This is a genomic window from Paraliobacillus ryukyuensis, assembly GCF_003315295.1.
In the GTDB taxonomy this organism is placed as follows: domain Bacteria; phylum Bacillota; class Bacilli; order Bacillales; family Amphibacillaceae; genus Paraliobacillus; species Paraliobacillus ryukyuensis.
In genome coordinates this window covers 158,178-182,814 of sequence record NZ_QNRI01000001.1, presented here as the reverse complement: position 1 = coordinate 182,814, position 24,637 = coordinate 158,178, and the positions used below count along the sequence as shown (strand labels likewise).

At 36.0% G+C, this 24,637-nt stretch carries 24 protein-coding genes and 1 pseudogene; 5 read left to right on the top strand and 20 right to left on the bottom strand.

Translation table 11 applies throughout. From position 1 onward, the window contains the following. Positions 1 to 3 precede the first annotated feature (3 nt). A complete protein-coding gene (rnz, locus tag DES48_RS01010) occupies positions 4 to 924 on the top strand; it encodes a ribonuclease Z (RefSeq protein ID WP_113866122.1) in 921 nt (306 codons plus the stop codon). A gap of 17 nt (positions 925 to 941) precedes the next feature. Here the strand turns inward: rnz and DES48_RS01005 are convergent, their stop codons facing one another. Then, positions 942 to 2,189, bottom strand: a complete 1,248-nt coding sequence (locus DES48_RS01005) for a DNA polymerase IV (protein WP_113866121.1) — start codon at positions 2,187 to 2,189, stop codon at positions 942 to 944. A gap of 132 nt (positions 2,190 to 2,321) precedes the next feature. Next, a complete protein-coding gene (locus DES48_RS01000; RefSeq protein ID WP_113866119.1) occupies positions 2,322 to 3,443 on the bottom strand; it encodes a M20/M25/M40 family metallo-hydrolase in 1,122 nt (373 codons plus the stop codon). Positions 3,444 to 3,582: 139 nt separating this feature from the next. Here DES48_RS01000 and prli42 point away from each other — a divergent pair, with 139 nt between their 5' ends. Continuing rightward, positions 3,583 to 3,738, top strand: a complete 156-nt coding sequence (gene prli42, locus DES48_RS00995; RefSeq protein WP_113866117.1) for a stressosome-associated protein Prli42 — start codon at positions 3,583 to 3,585, stop codon at positions 3,736 to 3,738. On the opposite strand, the gene DES48_RS00990 is transcribed toward prli42, so the two are convergent. The 3 genes from DES48_RS00990 to DES48_RS00980 form a co-directional block, all read right to left on the bottom strand. Then, on the bottom strand, positions 3,739 to 4,245 hold the full coding sequence (locus tag DES48_RS00990; protein WP_079708566.1) for a L,D-transpeptidase: 507 nt from the start codon (positions 4,243 to 4,245) through the stop codon (positions 3,739 to 3,741). Between the two features lie 53 nt (positions 4,246 to 4,298). Next, the gene (locus DES48_RS00985; RefSeq protein ID WP_113866115.1) at positions 4,299 to 5,261 is read right to left on the bottom strand and encodes an aromatic acid exporter family protein; all 963 of its coding nucleotides are present in this window, start codon (positions 5,259 to 5,261) and stop codon (positions 4,299 to 4,301) included. A gap of 81 nt (positions 5,262 to 5,342) precedes the next feature. Beyond that, positions 5,343 to 5,768 carry a BrxA/BrxB family bacilliredoxin gene (locus DES48_RS00980; RefSeq protein WP_113866113.1) on the bottom strand — a complete coding sequence of 142 codons (426 nt, stop codon included), beginning with the start codon at positions 5,766 to 5,768 and terminating at the stop codon, positions 5,343 to 5,345. A gap of 263 nt (positions 5,769 to 6,031) precedes the next feature. Between DES48_RS00980 and DES48_RS00975 the strand changes: the two genes are divergently transcribed. Continuing rightward, positions 6,032 to 6,340 carry a DUF5634 family protein gene (locus DES48_RS00975; protein ID WP_113866111.1) on the top strand — a complete coding sequence of 103 codons (309 nt, stop codon included), beginning with the start codon at positions 6,032 to 6,034 and terminating at the stop codon, positions 6,338 to 6,340. A 94-nt stretch (positions 6,341 to 6,434) separates the two neighbouring features. Then, entirely contained in the window at positions 6,435 to 7,259 is an 825-nt protein-coding gene (locus DES48_RS00970; RefSeq protein ID WP_113866108.1) for an MBL fold metallo-hydrolase, read from the top strand. A gap of 123 nt (positions 7,260 to 7,382) precedes the next feature. Here the strand turns inward: DES48_RS00970 and DES48_RS00965 are convergent, their stop codons facing one another. Beyond that, positions 7,383 to 9,416, bottom strand: a complete 2,034-nt coding sequence (locus DES48_RS00965) for a methyl-accepting chemotaxis protein (RefSeq protein WP_113866106.1) — start codon at positions 9,414 to 9,416, stop codon at positions 7,383 to 7,385. A 181-nt stretch (positions 9,417 to 9,597) separates the two neighbouring features. Here DES48_RS00965 and DES48_RS00960 point away from each other — a divergent pair, with 181 nt between their 5' ends. After that, positions 9,598 to 9,843: a type 1 glutamine amidotransferase family protein gene (locus DES48_RS00960; RefSeq protein WP_113866104.1), complete on the top strand. Its 246-nt coding sequence runs from the start codon at positions 9,598 to 9,600 to the stop codon at positions 9,841 to 9,843. A gap of 149 nt (positions 9,844 to 9,992) precedes the next feature. On the opposite strand, the gene DES48_RS00955 is transcribed toward DES48_RS00960, so the two are convergent. The 14 genes and pseudogenes from DES48_RS00955 to recN all read right to left on the bottom strand — a co-directional run bounded on the left by DES48_RS00955 (position 9,993) and on the right by recN (position 24,615). Beyond that, positions 9,993 to 10,910 (bottom strand): aldo/keto reductase, encoded by a 918-nt coding sequence (locus DES48_RS00955; protein WP_113866102.1) that lies wholly within the window; start codon positions 10,908 to 10,910, stop codon positions 9,993 to 9,995. A 241-nt stretch (positions 10,911 to 11,151) separates the two neighbouring features. Beyond that, on the bottom strand, positions 11,152 to 11,445 hold the full coding sequence (locus DES48_RS00950; protein WP_079708558.1) for a hypothetical protein: 294 nt from the start codon (positions 11,443 to 11,445) through the stop codon (positions 11,152 to 11,154). A gap of 116 nt (positions 11,446 to 11,561) precedes the next feature. Next, positions 11,562 to 11,855 (bottom strand): annotated as a pseudogene (locus DES48_RS16540) (bacteriorhodopsin); the annotation flags it as partial. A 15-nt stretch (positions 11,856 to 11,870) separates the two neighbouring features. Beyond that, the gene (locus tag DES48_RS15830) at positions 11,871 to 12,026 is read right to left on the bottom strand and encodes a hypothetical protein (protein WP_170126140.1); all 156 of its coding nucleotides are present in this window, start codon (positions 12,024 to 12,026) and stop codon (positions 11,871 to 11,873) included. A gap of 75 nt (positions 12,027 to 12,101) precedes the next feature. Then, on the bottom strand, positions 12,102 to 12,374 hold the full coding sequence (locus DES48_RS00940) for a hypothetical protein (protein WP_113866098.1): 273 nt from the start codon (positions 12,372 to 12,374) through the stop codon (positions 12,102 to 12,104). A gap of 358 nt (positions 12,375 to 12,732) precedes the next feature. After that, on the bottom strand, positions 12,733 to 13,977 hold the full coding sequence (locus DES48_RS00935; RefSeq protein WP_113866096.1) for a dihydrolipoamide acetyltransferase family protein: 1,245 nt from the start codon (positions 13,975 to 13,977) through the stop codon (positions 12,733 to 12,735). A 19-nt stretch (positions 13,978 to 13,996) separates the two neighbouring features. Further along, positions 13,997 to 14,980 (bottom strand): alpha-ketoacid dehydrogenase subunit beta, encoded by a 984-nt coding sequence (locus DES48_RS00930; protein WP_113866094.1) that lies wholly within the window; start codon positions 14,978 to 14,980, stop codon positions 13,997 to 13,999. Then, the gene (locus DES48_RS00925) at positions 14,980 to 15,987 is read right to left on the bottom strand and encodes a thiamine pyrophosphate-dependent dehydrogenase E1 component subunit alpha (protein WP_113866092.1); all 1,008 of its coding nucleotides are present in this window, start codon (positions 15,985 to 15,987) and stop codon (positions 14,980 to 14,982) included. Before DES48_RS00925 ends, DES48_RS00930 begins: the two co-directional genes overlap by 1 nt. Positions 15,988 to 16,001: 14 nt before the next feature. After that, the gene (gene lpdA, locus DES48_RS00920; protein ID WP_113866090.1) at positions 16,002 to 17,426 is read right to left on the bottom strand and encodes a dihydrolipoyl dehydrogenase; all 1,425 of its coding nucleotides are present in this window, start codon (positions 17,424 to 17,426) and stop codon (positions 16,002 to 16,004) included. 238 nt (positions 17,427 to 17,664) lie between these two features. Then, on the bottom strand, positions 17,665 to 19,017 hold the full coding sequence (locus DES48_RS00915; RefSeq protein ID WP_079708551.1) for an aspartate kinase: 1,353 nt from the start codon (positions 19,015 to 19,017) through the stop codon (positions 17,665 to 17,667). A 440-nt stretch (positions 19,018 to 19,457) separates the two neighbouring features. Then, on the bottom strand, positions 19,458 to 20,051 hold the full coding sequence (safA, locus tag DES48_RS00910) for a SafA/ExsA family spore coat assembly protein (protein WP_245911251.1): 594 nt from the start codon (positions 20,049 to 20,051) through the stop codon (positions 19,458 to 19,460). Between the two features lie 178 nt (positions 20,052 to 20,229). Next, positions 20,230 to 21,015, bottom strand: a complete 786-nt coding sequence (gene spo0A / locus DES48_RS00905; RefSeq protein WP_113866088.1) for a sporulation transcription factor Spo0A — start codon at positions 21,013 to 21,015, stop codon at positions 20,230 to 20,232. A 397-nt stretch (positions 21,016 to 21,412) separates the two neighbouring features. Beyond that, a complete protein-coding gene (gene spoIVB, locus DES48_RS00900; protein WP_113866086.1) occupies positions 21,413 to 22,696 on the bottom strand; it encodes a SpoIVB peptidase in 1,284 nt (427 codons plus the stop codon). Between the two features lie 185 nt (positions 22,697 to 22,881). Beyond that, positions 22,882 to 24,615 carry a DNA repair protein RecN gene (gene recN, locus DES48_RS00895; protein WP_113866084.1) on the bottom strand — a complete coding sequence of 578 codons (1,734 nt, stop codon included), beginning with the start codon at positions 24,613 to 24,615 and terminating at the stop codon, positions 22,882 to 22,884. Positions 24,616 to 24,637: the final 22 nt, after the last annotated feature.

Below are 24,637 nucleotides of genomic sequence, written 5' to 3'. Positions count from 1 at the left end.
CGTATGAGATTAGAGTTTCTTGGAACCGGAGCAGGAGTTCCTTCAAAGGAAAGAAATGTCTCCTCACTCTTGTTAGACTTAAATCAAGAAAAAGGAGAAACGTGGTTATTTGATTGCGGCGAGGCCACCCAACATCAGATTTTGAAGACCACAATTAAACCGAGAAAAGTTGCAAAAATATTTATTACCCATTTACATGGTGACCATATTTATGGGTTACCAGGTTTCCTCAGTAGCAGGTCGTTTCAAGATGGTACTTCACCAGTAATGATTTACGGCCCAAAAGGATTAGAATCGTTTATTAAAACTAGTCTGGCAATTAGTGGTACACATTTGCGTTATCCGTTTGATGTGATAGAAGTAAATGAAGGTATTATTTTTGAAGATGATACGATGACGGTATATGCACAACCGTTGGAGCACGGTATCCCATCTTTTGGTTACCGAGTGGAGGAAAAAGACAAACAAGGTGAATTGTTGCCAGAAAAATTAAGAGCTTTAGGTATTCCCCCAGGTCCAATCTATAAACAAATAAAAGAGAATGAAACGACTATCTTACCTGATGGTGAAGTAGTCCAACGAAAAGACGTTGTCGGTGATGATAAACGAGGACATGTTATTTCCATACTTGGTGATACCCGATACCTGCCAAATTTACAAGCGTTTGTAAAAGACAGTGATGTACTTATTCATGAAGCAACATTTGCGGATGAAGATGCAACATTAGCTTATGACTATTTTCATTCGACAACAACACAAGCTGCAACCTTAGCAAGTGAGGCAAATGTTAACAAATTAATTTTAACACATATTTCTTCACGTTATACTGGGGAGCGTATTGAACAGCTAAGACTTGAAGCAGCTACTATCTTTCCAAATGTAACGATTGCACATGATCTATACCAACATGAAATAACAAAATAGCGAAGCAGACTGCTTCGCTATTTTCTATAATCATCAAGATAATCCTTTTGAAAACTTGTCCTTGGTTGGCTATTATCTTCTAGTTGATGCCCATTTTTAAATGTTTTTGCTCCATATTTTTCAGTTAACTGCTCCATAGTCTCATATAACTTCTCTTTTTTCGCTTCATGCTCATACGTAAATAGATTAAGTTGTTGCGCAATGGCTTTTTTTTCTTGGAGATCTTGAACAGTTACACCTAATAACCGGATGGGGGTGCCATTCCAATGCTGATCAAGCAATGCATATGCATAATTAAAAATAGTGTCATCTTCATCGATATAAGTGCTTAATTTTTTACTTCGTGTAATGGTTTTTCGGTCATGAAAACGAATCATAAGCTGTACATTCTGGCCAACTACTTCTTTTCGTTTTAAGCGTTCTGACACTTTTCGAGATAGCTTACGTAGCAATTGTTTAATAACTAGATCATCCGTCGTGTCCTCAGGTAATGTTTGTGAGTTACCAATACTTTTGAAATCATAAATGGCATCAGGGTCTACCGATCTTGTATCAATACCTTTTGCACGATTTTGTAACCGTTCGCCATTAATACCCAGTATTCGCTTTAGCAAATAAATGTCTGCTTCGACTAAATCGTGAATAGTTGTAATATCAACCTTATTTAGTTTTTCAGCCGTTTTTGCTCCAATGCCATACATTTCTCCAATTGGCAGTGGCCATAGTTTCATTGGTAAATCTCGTAACCGCAGAACCGTAATACCCATTGGTTTTTTCATATCTGAGGCCATTTTTGCCAGAAACTTATTCGGTGCAATGCCGATACTACAGGGCAAATCAAGTTCATCATGAATACGTTGTTGCAGTCGATTCGCAATTTCCAACGGGGCGCCTAGCGCTTCGCATCCAGTAATGTCCATATACCCTTCATCTATCGAGACCGGCTGCACATAGGGTGTAATTTCTGCTAGCATTTTAAACATTTCACTAGAAGCTTTACGATATCGCTCAAAGTTAGGTCGCATGATAATTAAATTTGGACATAGCCTTTTTGCTTCCCAAATCGGCATAGTTGTTTTAACACCTTTGGCGCGTGCTTCATAGCTACTCGTTACAATAATTCCTCTACGTTCTTCTGGATTACCTGCGATAGCTAACGGTTTACCTTTTAATGACGGGTCATAGGCTGCCTCTACAGATGCATAAAAACTGTTCATATCGACGTGGAAGATAACTCTTCCTTTTTTCGGATACCATTTAGACATATATCTCTTCCTTTTTCAGGAACGTGCGTTCTTATCGCAAGTATAGCACAATGTGATAAGAATTTCTATTTTAGTTTACATAATAATTTTATAGTTATTTTAAGTGGGCAGTGAAAAAGCCCTTTAAAATTATTAACTGTTTGCAGCCTCTTCTACAATTGCAAGGATAAGCTCAGCAATATGATTTAACTCTTCGATTGGCATTTTTTCACCAGTTGTATGTATTTCTTCATAACCAACTGCAAGGTTGACGGTAGGGATACCAAATCCTGCAATAACATTCGCGTCGCTTCCTCCGCCACTTTGTTTTAAAGAACTATTACGGCCAATTTTTTTTGCCGCTTGTCTAGCGATTTCTACTACTTTTTCGCCTGCTTGTTGTTTATAGCCAGGATACATAACAGTTGTATTGATTTCTACTTCACCACCAAGCTCATTTGCAGCCTCTTCAAATGCAGTACGCATCGCTTTCACTTGGGTTTCCATTTTTTGTGGATCTAGTGAGCGTGCTTCTGCAAGTATTTCTACATAATCACAAACAATGTTTGTTTTTTGTCCGCCTTCAAAACGGCCAATATTAGCCGTGGTCTCCTCATCAATTCGTCCTAGCGGCATTTTGGCGATGGCTTTAGATGCGATCGTAATAGCAGACACACCTTTTTCAGGAGCCACACCGGCATGTGCAGTTTTCCCTTTTACAACTGCTTTCAGTTTTGTTTGGGTTGGCGCTGCAACAACAATATCACCAACTGGCCCATCACTATCTACTGCATAACCATAGGATGCATAAATCTTTTCTTTTTCTAGCGCTTTTGCACCGACAAGTCCTGATTCCTCTCCTACCGTAATAACAAATTGAATATCACCATGGGCTATGTCTTGTTCTTTAATGGTTTCAATCGCTTCAATTAAAGCAGCTAAACCAGCTTTATCATCTGCCCCCAATATAGTTGTACCATCTGTCATAATATAATCATCTACTATTTGTGGTTTAATTCCTTTACCTGGCACAACTGTATCCATGTGAGATGTGAAATAAATAGCTTCGGCTTCTTTAATCCCTTTTAACGTGCATATTAAATTACCAGCACCATGACCAGTTTCCTTTGCACTATCATCTTCGTACACATCTAAACCTAGATCAGAGAATTGTTTTTTTAATAATTTAGCGATTTCTGCCTCTTCTGTTGTTTCTGAATCCACTTTCACTAATTCCATAAATTTGCTTAATAGTCTTTCCTGGTTTATTTTCATAATTTTTCTCCTCCTCACGTTACGCTATAACGTACATTAGCGAAACCTAGTTAAATTGTCAATTTAAACAAATAAATCGGGGTGGTACCTTGGGGAAATTCACGATAAAATACTAATGAAGTATGAAGGAGGAAATACAATGGCAAATACAAAAAAACAAAAACATCATACACAGAGCAAAACAAAAAAAACTTCAAAAAGGCAACGTAGAACTAAGATAATTGTTTATATTATGATAATCGCAATGATACTTTCTGTATTTACTGCTGGACTAGCTTATTTTATTAACGGCTAATTAATTTATAACACCTTTTGATTTAGCCAATTCTATAAAGTTACGATCGGTATCAACTACCCATATTTTTGTTCCAATTGGTATTTGATCAAATAATTCCACAACATCTTCATTTTTCATACGAATACAGCCACCAGAGACCCTATATCCGATTGTCTCTGGTTGATTCGTACCATGCACACCATAAGTTCTCCCGTCAGTATCCCTTGCATCAAACCCTATCCATCTTGCACCTAAAGGGTTATTAGGATCGCCGCCTGGAATATTAGATTTTCGATAGTATGGTTGGTTTGCTTTCACAACAATCGTGAACATACCTTCTGGCGTTCGGTCTTCTGTTAATCCTGTTGCTACTGCATAAGTAGCTTGTAACTCTCCCTCATCAAAAAAAGCTAATTGCAATGTCTCCTTGTTGACAATAACAAACGGCGCATAATAGGTGGGATTTTCACCTAAAGGCCACAGTGGTGAAAGAAATAATAAAATTCCAATCTGCATTATTTTCATTGATACCCTCACTCCACGCTAATTTTTTTGTAGTTTATGGAGTGAGGGACAAATTATGAATGATGCATCTCGTTTATCGTTGTAATGCTTTCGATAATTTCTAAGTAGGTCTCTAATTCATGTAATAATTGAAATAGACTTGCTCTTGCCTCGAATTCTTCTTTTGTATCTGGTAATGGTTCGGCTTCAAATCGTTGCTTGACTTCTTCTATCTGTGCTAACAGTTGTTCTGTTGTATTGTCGCGGGGAACGGCTTCCGCTAATTGATCAAAAAAACTTCCAATTTGATCTGCTTGATGATTAAACTTGTTTATTTGATTGATTAAAGGTAGCATTCGTTTTAAAATAGAAAATTGCTCTTTTCTAACATTAAAATATAATTTATACGGATGCTCTTCCCTTAATATATGGTTTTCTGAATCTCTTGCTACAAACAGATCCGCTTGACGGAATAGCTTTTCCGTTTCTAGAATTTCTTTACTCGTCCAGGTTTTTTCCCCTTTATGAAGGTATAGAGCTATTTTTTTTAGAATTACGATAATATTAGATTCTACCTTTTTACTGAGGGAAAACAATTTTGTGTCCAAACTAGGCATATATAAATTAAGTAATAAAGCAGAGCCAATTCCAATGATAATTAGTAAAAATTCATTCCAAACAAGTGAAAAAGTAATATGCCCTGAACTGTATAAATGTAATAAAATAACAGAACTAGTAACGATACCAGGTGCTAAATTAAATTTTATTGTTGTTGGAATAAATAACAAAAGCAGTATCCCGATTGCAATTGGATGGTACCCAATTAATTCAAAAATAAGAAAGGAATAAACAATAGAGATCATGCAAGCACCAAAACGGTGCCAAGCGGTTAGAAAAGATCGTTTTCTTGTTGTTTGAATACACAACACAGCAATGATACCGGCTGATACAAAATTATTTAATTCTAAGACTTGTGCTATCCATATAGCTAACGGGGTAGCAATTGCCGTTTTTAACGTTCGGTATCCTATTTTCACTTCAGTTTCTCCCTGTTTTTTATGTACAAAAGCACAAATCCCCTTCTTCACATTATGAAAGAAAAGGGAAAAATGACAATTTTACTTATTTACTTGTTGCATAGCAGCTTGCAATTTTGCTACGACATCATCAACTTGGTGCCCTTCAATTTCATGGCGTTCTACCATAGTGACCATGCTGCCGTCTTTTAATAAAGCAAAAGATGGAGAAGATGGTGCGTACCCTTTAAAATAGCTTCTTGCTTTTTCGGTTGCTTCTTTATCTTGTCCGGCGAATACGGTTACTGCATGATCTGGCTTACCCTCGGCCTGCATGATTTGTGCCGCAGCTGGTCGAGCTACTCCTCCGGCACATCCACAGTTTGAGTTTACCATTACTAATGTTGTACCCTTATTTTGCATCACTTCATCTACTTGTTCAGGAGTAGTTAATTCTTGATAACCCGCTGTAACAATCTCATCTCTTGAGGCTTGGGTGCGATCGCCCATGTATAAATTAAATTCCATTTTTTGTTCACTCCTTGCTTTATTGTTATTTAATTATCATAACAAGTTTCCTCAATCGAATCAATCAATGATATTTCCCGGGAAAGCGCAAAATAACTGTTTATATAAGCATTTCTTTTGTTTTTCTACAATTTTGCTAATATTTTAACAAGATTTTTTGTTGAAAGGTAAAAGTTAACTTTATTTACATATTTGAATAGGAAGATTTCTTATTTGGCATACTGATAAATGACATCTACTTATAAGAAGGGAAGCATTAACGAATGGAGTTAATAAAAAAACAAGCAGTAATTGATGAGTTGCGTTCGAAGCTTGAACTTTGGAAAAATGCATGTGAAGTAGCTCATATTGATGTTTATCAACATTATCAAAATGGAGATCTTTGTTATCTTGGCTTCCAACTTTCAAAACAAACACGTAACTTTCAAATCTATTTACCTTATTTAATTTATGATGAAGAGCAACTAATGCCGTTAACCCCGATTTGGACTATTGAACAATCAGACAATCCAATAAAAAAGGGATTTGAAAATGTAGAACAAGTAATAAGTTCGATTCTGATTGCTTCTTAGATTCAATGGTTTCTCATTCCATTGCATAATTTTATTCCCTTTTCGTTAAACTATAAGTAACTTTACGGATCCAATGGAAGGGGAGGACTGTGTGATGAGCCTTGATGACAATTTAACGAACCACCCAAATGATTATGAACATGCAGAAGTTACTGAGATATTAGAGGATGTTGCCCTCTATCGGACACTGGTATCCAATGTCTATATGTTGGGTAAACCATCAGAAAAAGAGTGGTTCTTAATTGATACGGGCGTCAAGCACTATCATGAACGTATCATAGCGGCAGCTAAAAAACGATTCAATAATGTTCCACCAAGAGCCATTCTCCTTACGCATGGTCACTTCGATCATGCAGGTTCGGCTAAAGCGTTGGCAAAATACTGGGATACACCGATCTATTCACATGCACAAGAAAAACCCTATTTGGACGGAACCTTAGCTTATCAACCAGTGGATCCAACGGTTGGAGGTGGCATGTTATCTTTACTGTCTCCTCTTTTTCCACAAAAACCACTACAACTATCCAAATGGTTACATACGATTACAGAAGAACAAGAAATTTCCTTTCTTCAAGGTTGGAAAATCATTCATACCCCTGGCCATACACCAGGACATATTTCATTATTCAGAGAAGATGATCGTACACTAATTGCAGGAGATGTCGTTACAACAGAAAATCCTGAGTCAGCTTTAGCAGTATTCTTTCCAATCGGAAAAATATATGGACCTCCTGCATTCTTTACGAAAGATTGGGATTTAGCCAAAAAATCCGTTGAAAAAGTCGCTTCATTACATCCAAAATTATTATTAGCTGGACATGGTTTACCAATGAAAGGGACAGCATTAACAGAAGGATTAGAACACTTAATTACTAACTTTCACAGCTTAGCTATTCCAAAACATAAAAATGATGACTAAAGTTACCTTTAAATAAGTTAAAATAACAATGTCTAAGATTAAGGATAAAAGAAAATCTCATTTTGTTACCAGCTATTTTGATAAAGTAAAGCGCGTTGTAGTTCGTTTACAACGCGCTTTACTTTATTTAAGGTTAAATTTCATAACTACTTTATTTAAGTTTGTTGCCAGATCTTCTAATAAGTTTGATTGTTGGGTTAAGTAGTCTACTGCTTCTTTTTGTTGTTGAATCGATGCAGTTGCTTCTTCCATGTTAGCGGCGTTTTCTTCTGATACAGCAGCTATTTGTTCAATTCCATTATTCATATCTTTACTATTCGACTCAATAGAGGTTAGATTACTTGCAATACTGGATATATGTTGATTCATGTTGCCTACTTCGTTCGTTATCTCAGTAAAAAAGTTGGCAGATATTTGAATTTCGTGTACCCCTTTATCTGCTTGCTGATAAGTGGCTTCTAATGATGACTTCAAGCGCATAGATTCTTCCTGCATGGACGCTATCATTTGTGCAATATCAATTGCTGAGTTGCTTACCTGCTCAGCTAATTTTCTGATTTCTCCTGCAACTACGCTAAAACCTTTTCCCGCTTCTCCAGCTCTTGCTGATTCAATTGCCGCATTTAAGGCAAGTAAGTTTGTTTGTTCTGTTATATTATTTATGACATCAGTCAGTTTAGAAATTGCTGCTGATTGTTTTTCTAAGGCGTTAACGTTCTCAACTGCTTGCTTAACATTAAGATTAATAATATTCATCTGTTCAATCGAATTTGTGATTTGCACATTACCTTTATTGCCCAGTTCAGCTACACCCGATGATGATTGTTTGATATCTTCCGCTTTCTGCCTTACTTGTTTGATTTTCTCACCTAATACTTGCTCTGCGGTTGCTATTTGAGAAGCTGAACTTGCTTGTTCCTCAGCGCCCGAAGCAATTTGCTGCATCGAGGCATTGAGTTGGTCACTACCATTTTTTAATTGATAACTAAGCGATTGCAGCGCATTACTTTGTTCGGTTACCCGACTGGAAGCTTGATTAGTAGAACGAATGGTTTCTTCTAAGTAATCAACCATATGATTCATAGCAATAGACAGATGTCTAACTTCGCCTCTACCTTGAATCTTTGCCTTATCTGTTAAATCACCCATAGCAATGGTTTGTGCTTTATTTCTTAAGTTAAGAAGTGGCTTGGCAATCATTTGAGATAAGAAGAAGGCAAGGAGTATGACACCTAAAAACGTAGCAACCGCAATAACTAATATACTATTCCTGATTGAGGCAATAGACGCTAAGGCGATCGATTCTGGCTCACTGACCACTAACGACCAGTTAAATCCTGGGTAATCATTGAAACGGTCACTTTTGGCATAGCCAATTACCGCCGCTTGTCCAGTACTATCTTTTCCAGTAGTATAGGATGCTTCCCCAGGTTTAATATTTGCTAATTTTGTTTGAATAGTGGAAGTACTTTCAATTGGATCTGACTCTTCTTCCGAAACACTAGCACTTGATACCGTATCCGCTACCTTTTCTCCATCTTGATTAATTAATTCTACGATCATATTATCAGTAGAAATACTATTAATATCTGTCCAAATGTATTCAATATTAAATGTTCCTTCTAAATTTAATGTTTCGCCTTGAGCATTTTCGATAGGAACAGAAATTGCAATAACGGTTTCTCCTAAGTCTTGATCATAATAAACATTTGAATAGCTTACCAGATCAGATTGGAGATCTAGCGTTTGTTTGGCAGGTTGATAGTTAGCTGGTATATTACTTGATGCTGCGTACAAATCACCACTGTTATTAAAAATCGTTAAAGATGAAAAGTACTCCAAATCTTCCACCTTGTTATCTAAATATGTTGTTACCGAATCGCCCGCTACTTGATCCACATTTGTAATGGCTGGTTCATTAGCTAATAACTGTATATCTCTTGTTCTTTCATACATTACTCTATCTAATTTACCCATATGCACATCGGCAAAATCCTGTACTTTATTACCAACTTCTTTTTCTAACGCATGTGCCGCTTGCATATATGCTATACCACCTATTAACAATACTGGTATAATTGCTATCAAACTAAAATAAATAGTTAATGTGCTTCTAATCCCTCTATCGTCCCATTTTCTCTGTAATTGCTTAAACATATAGCCCCATCCTTTAAATGTCTAATTTTTTATTATAAAATGTATAGAAAACCTATTTCATTATAAACGAGATGTGTCTAATAATCGGTGTCATTTCTGTGAAATAATTCACGTTAATAAAAAAAGTTATAACTACTTATTCATCTATTGACATATTATTTAATCTAAACGATACAGATCATTGTTAATAGTGGTTCAACAAAGAAACGGATTGGGATTAGTAGAAAATCTGATTGTTGCTGTTCATTTTTCTGAATGGCAAGACCAAGATCACCAGAAACAGGCAGCAAACAATTTTCCTCAACATAGAAATGTTGGTATTGATGAAAAAACTGGGGTTTATTTATTGAACAATGCAATGGCGGAAATGGAAGGTAAAGGCATTTATCAATACAAGCATGATAAGTTAACTTTGCTTTATCCATGAAACTAGAGAGAATTAGGTAATGGAATGAATTAAAATAAACCAAAACGAATGCCAAACCGTTAATGAGGATTGCCATTCGTTTTTTTGTGAAATAATTATGGATTCGGTTTAATTCCATACCGAAAATACCGTGATTTACTTTTTTCAATTTATGGTAATACATTACCTGCAGCTCGGTAAAGCTCATACCACTCTTCTCGTGTTAATGCTACATTTGTTGCTTTTTCAATATGTTGAAGTCGTTCAGGATTCATTGTTCCAACGACAGGTTGGATGTTAGCAGGGTGTCGCAAGATCCAAGCAATGGCGATAGCTGAATTCGTTACGCCTTTCTTTTCAGCAAACTCGGTTAATTTAGCATTGACCTCAGGGAAATCGCTATTATCAATAAATGGCCCTTTAATTAAGCCATATTGGAAAGGGGACCATGCTTGAACGGTAATGTTATTTAGACGACAATATTCTAATATACCATTGTCCCGATCAATTCCACTTTCATTTCCCATGTTTACATTTAAGCCAGCATCAATCATTGGTGTATGCAGTAGACTTAACTGCATTTGGTTAACGATTAAATCATCTTCCAGATACTTGCTTAGTAATTCCATTTGGTATGGGTTTTGGTTACTCACACCAAAGTAACGAACTTTCCCCTCGGCTTTTAACTTTGTGAACGCCTCAGCAACTTCTTCTGGTTCCATAAGCGCATCTGGACGGTGAAGTAATAATACATCTAAGTAATCCGTATTTAAACGATTTAAATTACCTTCAACAGAAGAAATTATATGATCTTTTGAAAAATCAAAAAAACCTTTTCGAATACCACATTTTGATTGCAAAAAAATTTTTTTACGAATAGATGGATTCATATCAATAGCTTGGGCAAAAACTTCTTCTGATTCTCCAGCGCCATAAATGTCTGCATGATCAAAAAAATCGACTCCAAGATCTAAAGCATTTTCAACTACATACGCCGCGTCTTTTTTTGAAAGCGAACTCATTCGCATGCAGCCTAAAGAAATTTCGCTTACTTCTAAATCACTTGAACCTAATCTTAATTTTTTCATCATTTCACCTCTTATGGACTATTTTATGTATCACAATTTCAATTATAGCACTTTCTACCATTATCAACATAGAAAACGCTTTATTTTTCTGAAAAATCATAGTCTTCTTATTTAATTACCACTTCTTAATGAAACAAAATCACAAAATTTAAAGGAGCTTAGAAACTCAAGCTCCGTCCTAACATTTAATAATCTTTTACTAGCTACACTTCCATTTTTATCAGAATAACTGGTGTACATGTTACGGTTGAACACTATCTTTTTGCGCATGCAAATTGGTAAGTAGTTTCTCCATTTGTTGATTACTTTCTGCTACACGTAATTGGGCTTGATATAATGGCTCAGCTGATGTATCATCCCCATTCATCGCTTTCCCTTGTGCTTGATGAATGTGTTCTAATACTTTTTGTAATTGTGTGTGAAGCTCTTTAGCTTTAGCTGCATCAGCGTGAGTTTGTGCTTGATGAGCTTCCGCTTCTAACTTTTTAGAAAGGCTACATAGTTCTTCAATTTCGTGTTTATTTTGAATAGGCATTCAAAATTCCTCCTTATTGTTTATCTACTGCCTAGTTTCTGCAAAAATTAGAAACCTACTCTTTTGTTTATTTAAGTTTCTTAGCTATTTTATATGTCTTTTGGTTCAAACGCGTATTACTTGGACATCAATACCTTTTTATGCCATAATTTCCTTAAACCAACCTTAGAGAAGATGGGAAGAACAATAAAAGCATGTATATCGATGCTATTTTGAATAACACCAATACTAGAGGAACCCAATACCGAAACCGTTGGATAAGCCACCCAAAAAGCGGTAAGATAAAGAGCAGTTCGAACGTAATGTTTTCCTAATGATTGATTGAAATTAGATACTATTTTCCTGAGTGGAGACCAGATAATATATGGAATAATAAATAACGCAACCACACCTAAAAAGTACCACAAATACTTCTGGTAACCAGTTCAAAAATCTGCAATTAATCCCATAAATATAGCAATCACGTATTCATAACGATAAACACCACGGAATTTTCTACTTAACAAATAAAAGTACCATGCACCTGCCGCCGCCATAATAACAAAATAAAAAATATGCATTGCAAAAATATATTTCTCCATATTTTTATCACCTCATAGAACTTTTTAACCGTATCAGTCGTGTGAGGCTAATGCATACATAATTATAGCTTTAAGTTAAACCACAAGGTAAGTCACCAAACTAGTAAAAGTGATTAGAACAAAGATAAACAAACTATACTTCAATGTTTTTGGTTGTAAAAATCGAAAGAATAAATTAGAAATAAAGAACAAAACACTAATATCAAGAAATAGAATGAAAGGAACATAAAAATCTGCTTGTACAGTGAACGCTGTTTCTACTATTCCTAAAAAACTAATCCATAACAATGGGACGGCAATAGCAATAATACCAAGAACTTTCAGGAAGTTTTTCAAAAATTGATTCAAAGCATTTCCTCCTATTGTTTCTAGAGAATTTTTCTTCTTATAAGAGAGAAAAAATAGGGAGTTTAGTGATTTAATAACCAAAAATAAGTGGTCTGATATAAAAATGGCGAAAGAAGAGAAATGAAGGTATTTTCTATTTATTTCTGAATATCTGCGTAAACTTTTCGTTCTAAAAAAATATCCTTTAAATTAAATAAAACAGAAATTAAAAATTATAATGAAATAATCCGTCAAGGTATCAAAGATTCCGGTTTAAACATAATAAGAATGTAGAGAAATTTCTCTACATTCTTATTAACTTTTAAACAAAAGGTCATTACATTTGTTGAGTTTTTTATCTATTACATCATTATAGCTTTTAGTATATCGGTGTCGTAGTTGCAGATACATTTTCTAGATATGTTTTCACTTCAGACATAAAGTCACCTGAGACTACGCCATCCAAAATACGATGGTCGATTGATAAACAAAGATTTACCATGTCACGTGCTGCAAACATGTCATCAATGATGACTGGACGTTTTACAATTGATTCTACTTGTAGGATTGCCGCTTGTGGGTGATTAATCACACCCATGGACTGAACGGAACCAAATGAACCAGTATTGTTAACGGTAAATGTTCCACCTGACATATCTTCTTGCGTTAGCTTTCCATTCTTTGCTTTAGTTGCTAATTGATAAATTTCTTTGGCAATTCCTTTTATGCTTTTTTCATCTACATTTTTTATAACCGGGACAAATAATTCTTTTTCATGGGCTACTGCAATCGATAAATTAATATCTTTATACTGAATAATTTTATCGCCCGCCCATGAACTATTTAATTCAGGGAATTTTTTCAATGCTTTTGCAACAGCACTTAAAAAGAAAGCAAAGTATGTTAAGCTGTAGCCCTCATTTTCTTTAAATTTTAGTTTTTCTGCATTTCGATACTTAACCAAATTAGTAACATCTACTTCTATCATCATCCAAGCATGTGGAATTTCTGTAGTAGAACGCACCATGTTGGTAGCAATCGCTTTGCGCACACCAGTTACTGGAATTTCTTTATCACCATTTTCCAACGAAAAATCAACAGGTTTTGGTTGTTTTACAGATATATCTTCTGTTTGTTCTGGTTCACTCATTTGCTGAGATCCATTCGCAATCATTCGTTCAACGTCTTTTCTAGTTATACGTCCTGCTTTACCGGAGCCTTTTACATTGGAAAGATCTAGATTATTCTCTTGTGCTAAACGCATCACAGCCGGAGAATATCTTGTCTTCATACTTGTTTCTGCTGATACTTCTGTTTTTTCAACAGTTTCTTCTGTCACTTTGTTTGTCGTTTCATTTGAAGCTGGTACCTGGGACTCATCACCCGCAGTTTCAATCGAACAAATAACATCCCCAACGGCTACCGTCTCATCTTCTTGAGCAAAAATTTCTTTAATCGTTCCAGAAAACGAAGATGGAACTTCTGCGTTCACCTTATCGGTAAGTACTTCCACGATTGGATCATACTTATTTACTTTATCGCCTGGTTTCACTAGCCAAGTGTTAATCGTACCCTCCGTAACGCTTTCTCCTAGCTGCGGCATTTTCATATTTTCTAAACCCATTTTTCCACCTCAAATTCTATTAAAATTCAGCCAATTCGCGCATAGCAGCTTCAATTTTATCTGGATTAATCATAAATTCTTTTTCTAACGGAGGTGCATAAGGCATAGCTGGAACATCAGGGCCAGCTAAACGCTTGATTGGTGCATCAAGATCAAACAAACAGTGCTCACTAATAATTGCTGCGACTTCGCCAATGATACTTCCTTCTTTATTATCTTCGGTAATCAACAACACTTTCCCTGTTTTAGATGCTGCTTCTTTAATTGCTTCTTGATCTAGTGGATACACGGTACGCAAATCTAGAATATGGACATCAATGTCTTCTTTCTCCAATTTTTCAGCAGCTTGCAATGCAAACTGTACACATAAGCCATACGTAATCACCGTAATATCAGCACCGTCACGTTTCACCTCTGCTTTTCCAATCGGTAACGTGTAGTCTGTATCCGGGACTTCTTCTTTGATTGAACGATACGCACGTTTATGTTCTAAAAATAACACAGGATCCTCATCACGAATCGCTGCTTTTAACAGTCCTTTTGCATCATATGGGGAGGACGGCATCACAATTTTCAAACCGGGTTGATTAGCAAAGATCGCTTCAATCGATTGTGAATGGTAAAGTGCACCATGAACGCCACCACCATATGGTGCTCGGATGGTAATAGGAGCGGTCCAATCATTGTTTGATCGATAGCGAATTTTTGCTGCTTCTGAAATAATCTGATTAACAGCAGGTAAAATAAAATCAGCAAATTGCATTTCTGCTACTGGGCGCATACCGTACATTGCAGCCCCAATGCCAACACCAGCAATTGCAGACTCAGCTAATGGTGTATCAATCACTCGTGTTTCACCAAATTGTTCATAGAGACCATCTGTTGCTCGAAACACGCCCCCTCTTACACCAACATCTTCTCCTAAAACAAATACCTTCTCATCTCGCTCCATTTCTTCTTGCAGTGCTTTTGTTATCGCTTGGATATAAGATAAAACTGGCATTATCTCGTACTCCCTTCATTACCATAAACAAAATCATAGATTGACTCTGGTTTAGCATAAGGCGCATTTTCTGCATACGCTGTCGCCTCATCAATGATTTCTCTTATCTCTTGTTCCATTTGTTCTAACTCACTATTTGTAGCAATCTCTTGATCTTGTACATAAGATTTAAACGTTAGTAATCCGTCTTTTTGCTTCGCTTGTTCTACTTCTTCTCGTTCTCGATAGCTGCGATCATCATCATCACTTGAGTGTGGGGTTAGACGATAAGACACAGCCTCGATTAAAGTTGGACCTTCGCCTGTCCTTGCACGATCTACAGCTTGTTTCACTGCTTCATAGACAGCAAGCGGATCATTTCCATCAACCGTTACGCCGGGCATACCATACCCAATCGCTCGATCAGATATTTTTTCGCAAGCCACTTGTTTGTTTAGCGGAACTGAGATGGCATATTGGTTATTTTCTACCATAAAAATAACAGGCAGTTTATGGACTGCAGCAAAGTTAGCTCCTTCATGGAAATCCCCCTGATTAGAAGAACCTTCCCCTAATGTAACAAAACTCACAATATCCTTCTTTTCCATTTTGGCAGCTAATCCTACACCTACCGCATGTGGTACTTGTGTGGTTACTGGTGATGAACCAGTTAACATTCTATTTTTCTTTTGACCATAGTGCCCGGGCATTTGTCTACCACCTGAGTTAGGGTCTTCCGCTTTTGCATATGCTTGAAGCATTAACTCTCTTGCTGTCATACCTAAAGATAAAACCACACCAACGTCTCGGTAGTATGGTGCAGCATAATCTTTCGTACGATCTAATGCATAACTAGCTCCCACTTGTTGAGCCTCTTGCCCTTGACAAGAAACAACGAAAGGTATCTTTCCAGATCGATTTAATAGCCACATGCGCTCATCAATTCTGCGCGCTAATAACATGGTTCGGTACATTTCTAATATGTTTTGATCAGACAAGCCAAGTTGCTGATGTTTACTTAAACTCATGAATTTTCCTCCTTTTAACCGTGTATTTTCATATGATCAATATCTAATGCGGCTTCAGCTATCGCTTCTGACATTGATGGATGGGGATGAATCGTTTGACCAATTTCCCAAGGCACAGCATCCAATACTTTTGCTAAACCCGCTTCTGAAATTAACTCGGTTGCATTGGCACCAATAATATGAATCCCTAATACATCATTTGTTGCTTTATCCGAAATAATTTTGACAAAGCCATCAGGTGTACCATTAATTAATGCTTTTCCGATAGCTTGGAAACGAATCGATCCTTTTTCAATATCATATCCTCGATTTAGGGCTTCTTTCTCTGTTAAACCAACATGCGCAATTTCTGGGTTAGAATAGATACATACTGGAATATCTTGTTGTTTGATAGCAAAAGGCTGTTCACCAGCAATATGCTCTACCGCATGTTTTCCTTCATGTGAAGCAACATGGGCTAATTGCATGCCCCCGATGCAATCGCCTATGGCATAGATATGTGATTCTTTTGTTTGATAATGCTCATTCACTTGAATAAAACCAGCCTCATTTAACTGAATGTCAGTATTCTCAAGACCGATATTTTTGGTAATAGCTTGTCGACCAACCGCCAATAACAGTTTATCTGCTGTTAAATCAATAACTTGCTCTTTTTCAGAAACTTGAATCTGTACCATGCCATTATCTTTATTTACTTGTTCATGCATACTTGCATTCGTATAGATGCTAACTCCTTTTTTCTTTAATTGCTTTTGCATCTCTTTAACAATTGCTTGATCTTCAGCAGGTAAAATTTGTTCAGCAGATTCGATGATTGTAATTTGCACACCAAAATCAGCTAGCATAGATGCCCATTCGACACCAATTACCCCACCGCCAACAATAATCATGGATTCTGGTAATGATGGTAACTCCAAGGCGTCATCAGAAGATAGAATGTATTCTCCATCTATTTCAATGTTAGGTAACGTCCTTACGGTAGAGCCAGTGGCAATAATAACATTTTTACTGACAAGCATTTCGTTGTCTGAACCATCATTCATTTCAACAGAAATCGTTCCTGCTGTAGGAGAAAATATTGACGGTCCCAACAATCTTCCAATACCTTCATACACATCAATCTTGCCTTTTTTCATTAAACCGACGACGCCTTGATGCAATTGATCAACAATTGATTGTTTTCTATCTTGAACTTTACTGAAATTAACACTCGTATCCTTTACTGTAATACCATAAGAATCTGCACGTAAAGCCTGTTGATAAACGGATGCACTCTTTAATAATGCTTTTGATGGTATACAACCACGGTGAAGGCAAGTGCCACCTAATTTATCTTTCTCAACAATGGCAGTTTTTAAGCCTAATTGAGTGGCGCGGATGGCAGCAACGTATCCACCTGTACCACCTCCTAATATGACTAGGTCATAATTTTTGGTCATAAAAAAATTCCTCCTTAAGAAACTTGAAAAAAATTAGCGTTGTAGAATATTCGAAATTATATTTGCTATACATTTTCACTTTTGTTATTGATAATTTACCTACTTCCATCATAGACGTTTCTTCTTTTTTTGGCAAGGTATACATCAATGAAACAAACAAGTTAATAACAAAGAACCTGCATAACATAAATGAATCACGCAGGTTCTTATATAATTTACAGTTATTAATGAGTGTTAACTAAGCTTCAGTAAAAAAAGCTTCATAGAGAGAACGAACAGCTACATCTACACCTTCTTCTTTCACACCAAACATTAATGAAACTTCCGATGATCCTTGGTTGATCATTTCAAGATTAACATTAACTCGAGAAAATGCCTCCGTCGCTTTGGCTGCTACGCCAATCGTACTGTCCATATCTTCACCAACAATCATAATTAAAGCTAAGTTACGCTCAGTATAAACAAGATCAGGGTGAAGTTCATTTTTAATCCGCTCGATTATTTTTGCTTCTTTTTCAATTGGCAGCTGATTTTCATTCATGATTACTGACATATCGTCAATACCAGAAGGCGTATGTTCAAATGATATCCCTTCATCTTCTAAAATGTGAAGCAATCGCCTACCAAAACCTAATTCTCTATTCATTAAATATTTGCTAACATATAAACTTAAAAATCCTTTAGCAGAAGCAATCCCAACAACGGGATTACCTCTAACTTCTTTTTCAGAAACAATAATTGTTCCCATCGCACCTGGATTATTCGTATTTTTTATGCTAACAGGGATTTTTGCCTTTACTGCAGGAATTAATGCTTCATCGTGAAAAACCGAAAAACCTGCATAAGACAACTCTCGCATTTCTTTGTACGTAAGTGAAGTAATCTCTTTTGGATTCTCTACAATAGAAGGATTCACACAATATACTGAATCCACATCCGTGAAATTTTCATATAAGTCTGCCTTGACACCAGCGGCTACTATCGAACCAGTAATATCTGACCCACCTCGTGAGAAAGTTACTAATTTACCTTCTTTAGTAAAACCAAAGAAACCAGGTATAACAACAATTTCTTCGCGCTTATGTAATTCATATAGTAAATCAAGACTTTCGTCTAAAAATTGTGCGCTTCCAGGTTCATTACTAACAATGATACCTGCATCTTTTGGATTTAAATATGCTGCATTCAGCCCTATATGTTTTAAGTATTCACTTACCACTTTTGCAGATGAGTCTTCGCCAATTGATTTAATTGCTTCTAGTTTCATTTGATCGGAATAATTACTTGAAATAATGGATGCTACATCTGATTTAATTTCTTGCACCACTTGATTCGTTATATTAAGGTCATCTGTAATTAATTGAAATCTATTTAGAACTAGATCCAATGCTGGCTGGTAAGCTTCGCCATTTATTAAATCCTCTCCCAACTGTATCAATAAATCTGTAACTTTTGTATCTTCTGCTGTACGTTTTCCAGGTGCTGAAACAACCACAACTTTTCTGTCTGAATCATCTTGAATGATGGATGCTACTTTTTTAATTTGTTCAGCACTCGCGACTGAACTTCCTCCAAATTTAGCTACTTTCATTAAAAACCTCTCCAATTATATTTTCTCTTTTGTAAAAATATTATCATACTTTTAGAGAAATTGTTACAGTAAGGTTCAGATTATTTTAATTAGGTTAACTAGAAACTTTGTAAAAAGAACCAAAAAAGTGCTTGTGACAAAACTATATAGCATTTATCAAAAAACGAACCTTCACTCTGCAGACGCGAATGAAGGTTCGTTAATTTAAGTAGAATTAATGATTAGCTGTGGAATTATGCGCCACTCCTGCAGGAACAGAAAATGTTTTCGATAGGGCGAGTAATCGCACTCCCGTGAGCTTGAGCATCCACTTTTTAAAGTGTTTTGTGCTTTAATGAGTTAGCTGAAGCCGTGCCTGCGGAAAGGTAGCTTATTTCCACGGCAGTATTCATTTTGTTATAAAAAATTAATTGTTGTTTTGTCCCAGTCTTTTTCACATGTTAGCGTTTAATAAACATTTGTGTCCAATATTTCCCATTCTCTACATAACCTACACCGATATGAGTAAAGTCACCAAGGATATTTTTTCGATGTCCCGAACTATTCATCCAAGCTCGCACAACGTCTTGTGGTGTCTGTTGTCCTCTTGCGATATTCTCACCCGCTCGTTGATAAGAGACTCCAAAGGCTTTCATCATATCAAATGGAGAACCATAAGTTGGACTTGTGTGGGAAAAATATCCTTTATCTCTCATATCTTGTGACTTATAGCGTGCCACGCGAGAAAGTTCCCAATCGGGTTTCAAAGCTGGAAGTCCATACTTCGCCCGTTCTTGGTTTGTTAATTGAATAACTAAATGTTCGGTATGTTTAATCGAATCAATAGTTGGAATGTTTAATTGTTGATTTGGATAAATCAAATTCGGATTCTTTATTTGGGGGTTTGCTTCAATGATCTCAGTCACACCGATTTGATAACGAACAGCAATTTTCCACATGGTATCACCTGGTTGAACCGTATAGGTTTCTTTTGCTAACGCTGATACAGGTAACAGAAAGCTAAATAACATAACTATTAGTAATATTTTTTTCAACATACAACCTCCTTTTTTGTTTAATTTCTCTCAAAAGAAAGGTTCTATTCACATAATCATCAAAAAAAGTTCTCTTTTTAACTGTAACGTTAAGCAGAGAACTTTTGGAAAACATACTTAGATTTATTATCTATAACTAATTAGAAAAATAAGTATTTTTAAAATTTAGATGTTGTTTTTAAGATGCCTTATGTTCTAAACGAAGTCGGTCTGCTACCATTGCAATAAACTCACTATTGGTAGGTTTTGCTTTTGAAACATTTACAGTATAACCGAATAAGGACGAAATAGATTCTATATTTCCTCTACTCCAAGCTACTTCAATGGCATGTCGTATTGCTCGCTCAACTCGAGATGCAGTGGTATTGAATTTCTTCGCGATGTCTGGGTATAACACTTTGGTGATGGAGCCTAACAACTCAATGTCATTGTATACCATTGTGATGGCTTCTCTTAAATACATATAACCTTTAATATGCGCTGGTACGCCGATTTCATGAATAATATGTGTAATGCTTGTTTCTAAATCAAATTTTTCATTTTCTTTTGCAGATTTTTGTTTTAATGGTCTTGAGTCTGAAACTGGCATGCCATACACTTGACGAATTTGATCTGCCAAATTATCTAAGTCAAAGGGTTTTAGGATAAAATAGGAAGCTCCTAAATTAACTGCATTTTTGGTAACTTCTTCTTGACCAAAAGCAGTGAGCATAATCACGTTAGGTTTTTTCTTTAATTCCATTTGTTTGATCTTACCAAGAACTGCTAAACCATCCATATGAGGCATTATGATATCTAAAATGATCACATCCGGTTCTTTTTCCTCGATAATTTCAAGGCTTTCTTTTCCGTTATAAGCAGTACCTACCACTTCAATATCAGATTCGGTTTCGAAATAATCCTCCATTAATTCCACTAACTCTCGATTATCATCCACTAGACACACTTTAATTTTTTCTACCATTGTGCTCCTCCTCCTCATTGCCTTTCTATGCATATATTCAATTTCGACGCAAGTTCTAAAAAACCTTCAATTTCCTCAAAAAAAATATATTTCTTTAAAAAGCTATCTTTTTCTCCGTTTTTTGCATTATTTCGATTAATTACGACAATGTTACATATTCCTTTAAAATACCAATTACTTATGTCCTAAGTATAGCATGAAATTTCCAACTAGATAACGAATTCGTATATTTTTCTTTTGCATTTTACATTATATGATTGTTTTTTCGCTTTTAGTACAAAATTTATGGTCAAATGACTTGTGATAACACCAAGTTACATTCTTAACAAAACGAACTATACTGATTAGGTATCAATATAGTTCGCCATCCAATATTTAATTCAATTTTTTGTCTTTATTAGCTCGCTTGTTTTTGTTCGTCATAAATATCGATCCCAGATTCTTGCAACATCCATTCGATATGAACACCATAACCACTAGTTGGATCATTGACAAAAACGTGGGTAACCGCCCCAATCAATTTTCCATTCTGAATGATAGGGCTACCGCTCATTCCTTGAACAATTCCGCCGGTTTTTTCTAATAATTCTTCATCGGTTACTTTAATAATCATCCCTTTTGTAGCCGGATTTTTTTGCACTACACTATTCACTATTTCTATATCAAAAGCTTCCACCTTTTCTTCCTCCACTACAGTTAATAACTGCGCTTTACCTAATTCGACTTGATCTGATAAAGCAATTGGCATCGGCTTATTCCACTTACTATCTTGCAATTTTTTGTTAATTTCTCCAAATACACCGAATGGCGTATTCTTCGTTATTGTACCAAGCGGCTCTTTATCTGCTGAAAACGTTGCTTGCTTTTCTCCAGGTAATCCGTTATTACCTTTCTTTATATCTTTAATCGAGGACTTAACAATAGATCCTTCGTTAATCTGGATTGGTTTTTTGGTATCCATATCCGAAATCACATGTCCTAATGCCCCATATTTTTTAGTTTTTGGATCATAAAATGTCATTGTCCCAATCCCAGCTGCCGAATCACGAATATACAACCCAATTCGATAAGCATCTTCATCTTTATCTAAAGCAGGCGTTAACTCTTTCTCTAATGTTTTTTCATCTCGTTTTATCGTAAATTGTAGCGGTTTGTTGCTCTCGCCTGCTTTATTTACGAGCGGTGTTATTTCTTCCATGTTTTTTATTTGTTTATCATTTACTTTGGTTATAATGTCACCCACTTGAATATCTGCATTTTCGCCAGGTGACTTTTCTCCTTCCTCTGTCGAAATTAAATGGTGCCCAACAACTAATACTCCTAATGTTTGTAAATTAACACCAACTGATTGCCCTCCTGGTATCACTTTGTAATCCTTCAGTACATCCACATTTACTTTTTTTACTGGAATATTAGCAACTTGATAAACAATATTACTTTTTCCTTGATCTAGCGTTTTGAATTTAGACGTGTCCATCGCTTCTATCACTCGATCTGATTGTGCCACAGCGGTTGTTGCGTGTTTCACTTCTGGGAGGTTAATGGTCTCCTGATCATTGTTAAATACCGTGATATGTCCGGGGATTGCTAAATACGTTTGGATCGGTTTTATAAATGGCATACTAAGGAAAGTAACAAGGAGTAATATCCCTAAGGCTGCTCGTATATTTATTTTTTTCATGCTTCACGCTCCTCGTTCCTTAACCCATTTTATTTTTTCTGTATTTCTAATGTCACCTTACAATGTCGTTTTTAAACCCTGCAAAGTACAGAAAAAGCGGAGATGATTTCCACATCTGCATAAAAATTTTGTATTAGATAAAAATAAAAGACAACGCATAAATACGTCGTCTTTTGGCACTATTATTATTTATTTAATTGTTTAAATTGCTCTGCTTGTTCAATTAATTCACGTGCGTGTTCTCTAGAAGTAGCTGTTAATTCTGTACCTGTAACCATTCTTCCGATTTCTGTAATTCGTTCATCTCTTGTTAATTCATTGACTGAAGTTAAGGTTCTTTCGCCCTTAATTTCTTTTTCAATAAATAAATGAGTATCTGCCATTGATGCTACTTGCGGAAGATGTGTGATACAAAGAACTTGTGAACCAACAGATATTGTAAATATTTTTTCTGCAATAGCTTGGGCGACTCTTCCGCTGACACCAGTATCCACTTCATCAAAAATTACACTCGTAACACCTTGATGTCGCGCAAATATTTTTTTTATTGCGAGCATAATGCGTGACAATTCACCACCAGAAGCAACCTTATTCATATCTTTCACTGGTTCGCCAGGATTTGTGGAAATTAAAAATCTAACTTTATCAAATCCACTTTCACCTAGTTGAACTGGCATTCCATCCAGTTGAATTGTGTCGTCTTTACCTTTTTTAATAGCGATATCAACGTCAAACGTAGCCTTTTCTAAATATAAATCCTTTAGTTCTTCATGAATTACTTGTTTTAAATCGTGAGCAGCTTGGATTCTCAAATCATGAAGGTGCTTAGCCTCCACTAATAAGTCTTTTCCAACTTCTTTTAAATCATGGTCTAACTTTTCAATCGATGTATCCTTATCCTCTAATTCATCGATTTCATCTTCAATCGTAGAAGCATATTCCAACATGGCATCAACAGTAGTGCCGTACTTCCTTTGGAGCCGATCAATCTCATTTAATCTACTTTCTACTTCATTTAATCGATTAGAATTAAATTCTAAAGAATCAATAAAGTTGCGAAGATCGATGGAGAGTTCTTCAATCAGATAAAAATGACTAAGAAACTGTTCTTTCTTTTCCACAAGCGTTGCTTCGTACTCACTTGCTTTTTCTAGACCAGATAACGCAAGCCCTAACCAATCAATCGCACGTTGTTCACCACTTAGCGCTTGGTAAGCTTCATTTACCCCAGTGAATATTTTTTCATAATTCGTAAGTCTTTCTCTTTCTTCTCTTAGGGCCTCGTCTTCGCCTGGTGATAAATTAGCTTCTAGAAGTTCGTTTAATTGAAATTTTAATAAATCAAGTCTTTGAGCCATTTCTTGTTCATTTTCATTTAATTGTTTATAGCGATTTTGTAACGTAGTGAATTTGTCAAAAAGAGGGGAATAATCTTGTTTGGCTTCTTCCATTTCTTTATAATTGTATAAGTCTAATAACGCAATATGTCGATCAACATCCATTAAAGATTGTGTCTCGTGTTGCGTATGAATATCAATTAATACTTTTCCAAACTCTTTTAATATAGCCAAAGTTACTAAGTGACCGTTTACACGGCAAATACTCTTTCCATTTGCACTGATGGTACGAGATAATACAATCATTCCATTCCCATCAATATCAACGCCAAATGCTTCTCCTACCGAATATACTGCGTGTGAACGGTCTTCTACCGTAAAAAGGCCCTCTAAACTTGCTTTTTTAGCACCATGACGAACGAATTCCGCTGAACCTCTTCCACCAGTGAGGAGTTGTATGGCATCAATTATTATTGATTTTCCTGCACCAGTTTCCCCAGTTAATACGGTTAAGCCGTCTTTAAACGTAATTGTTGTTTCTTCAATTATGGCAAAGTCTTTTATGGAAAGCTCGGTTAGCATGAACGTTTACCTCACTTTATTG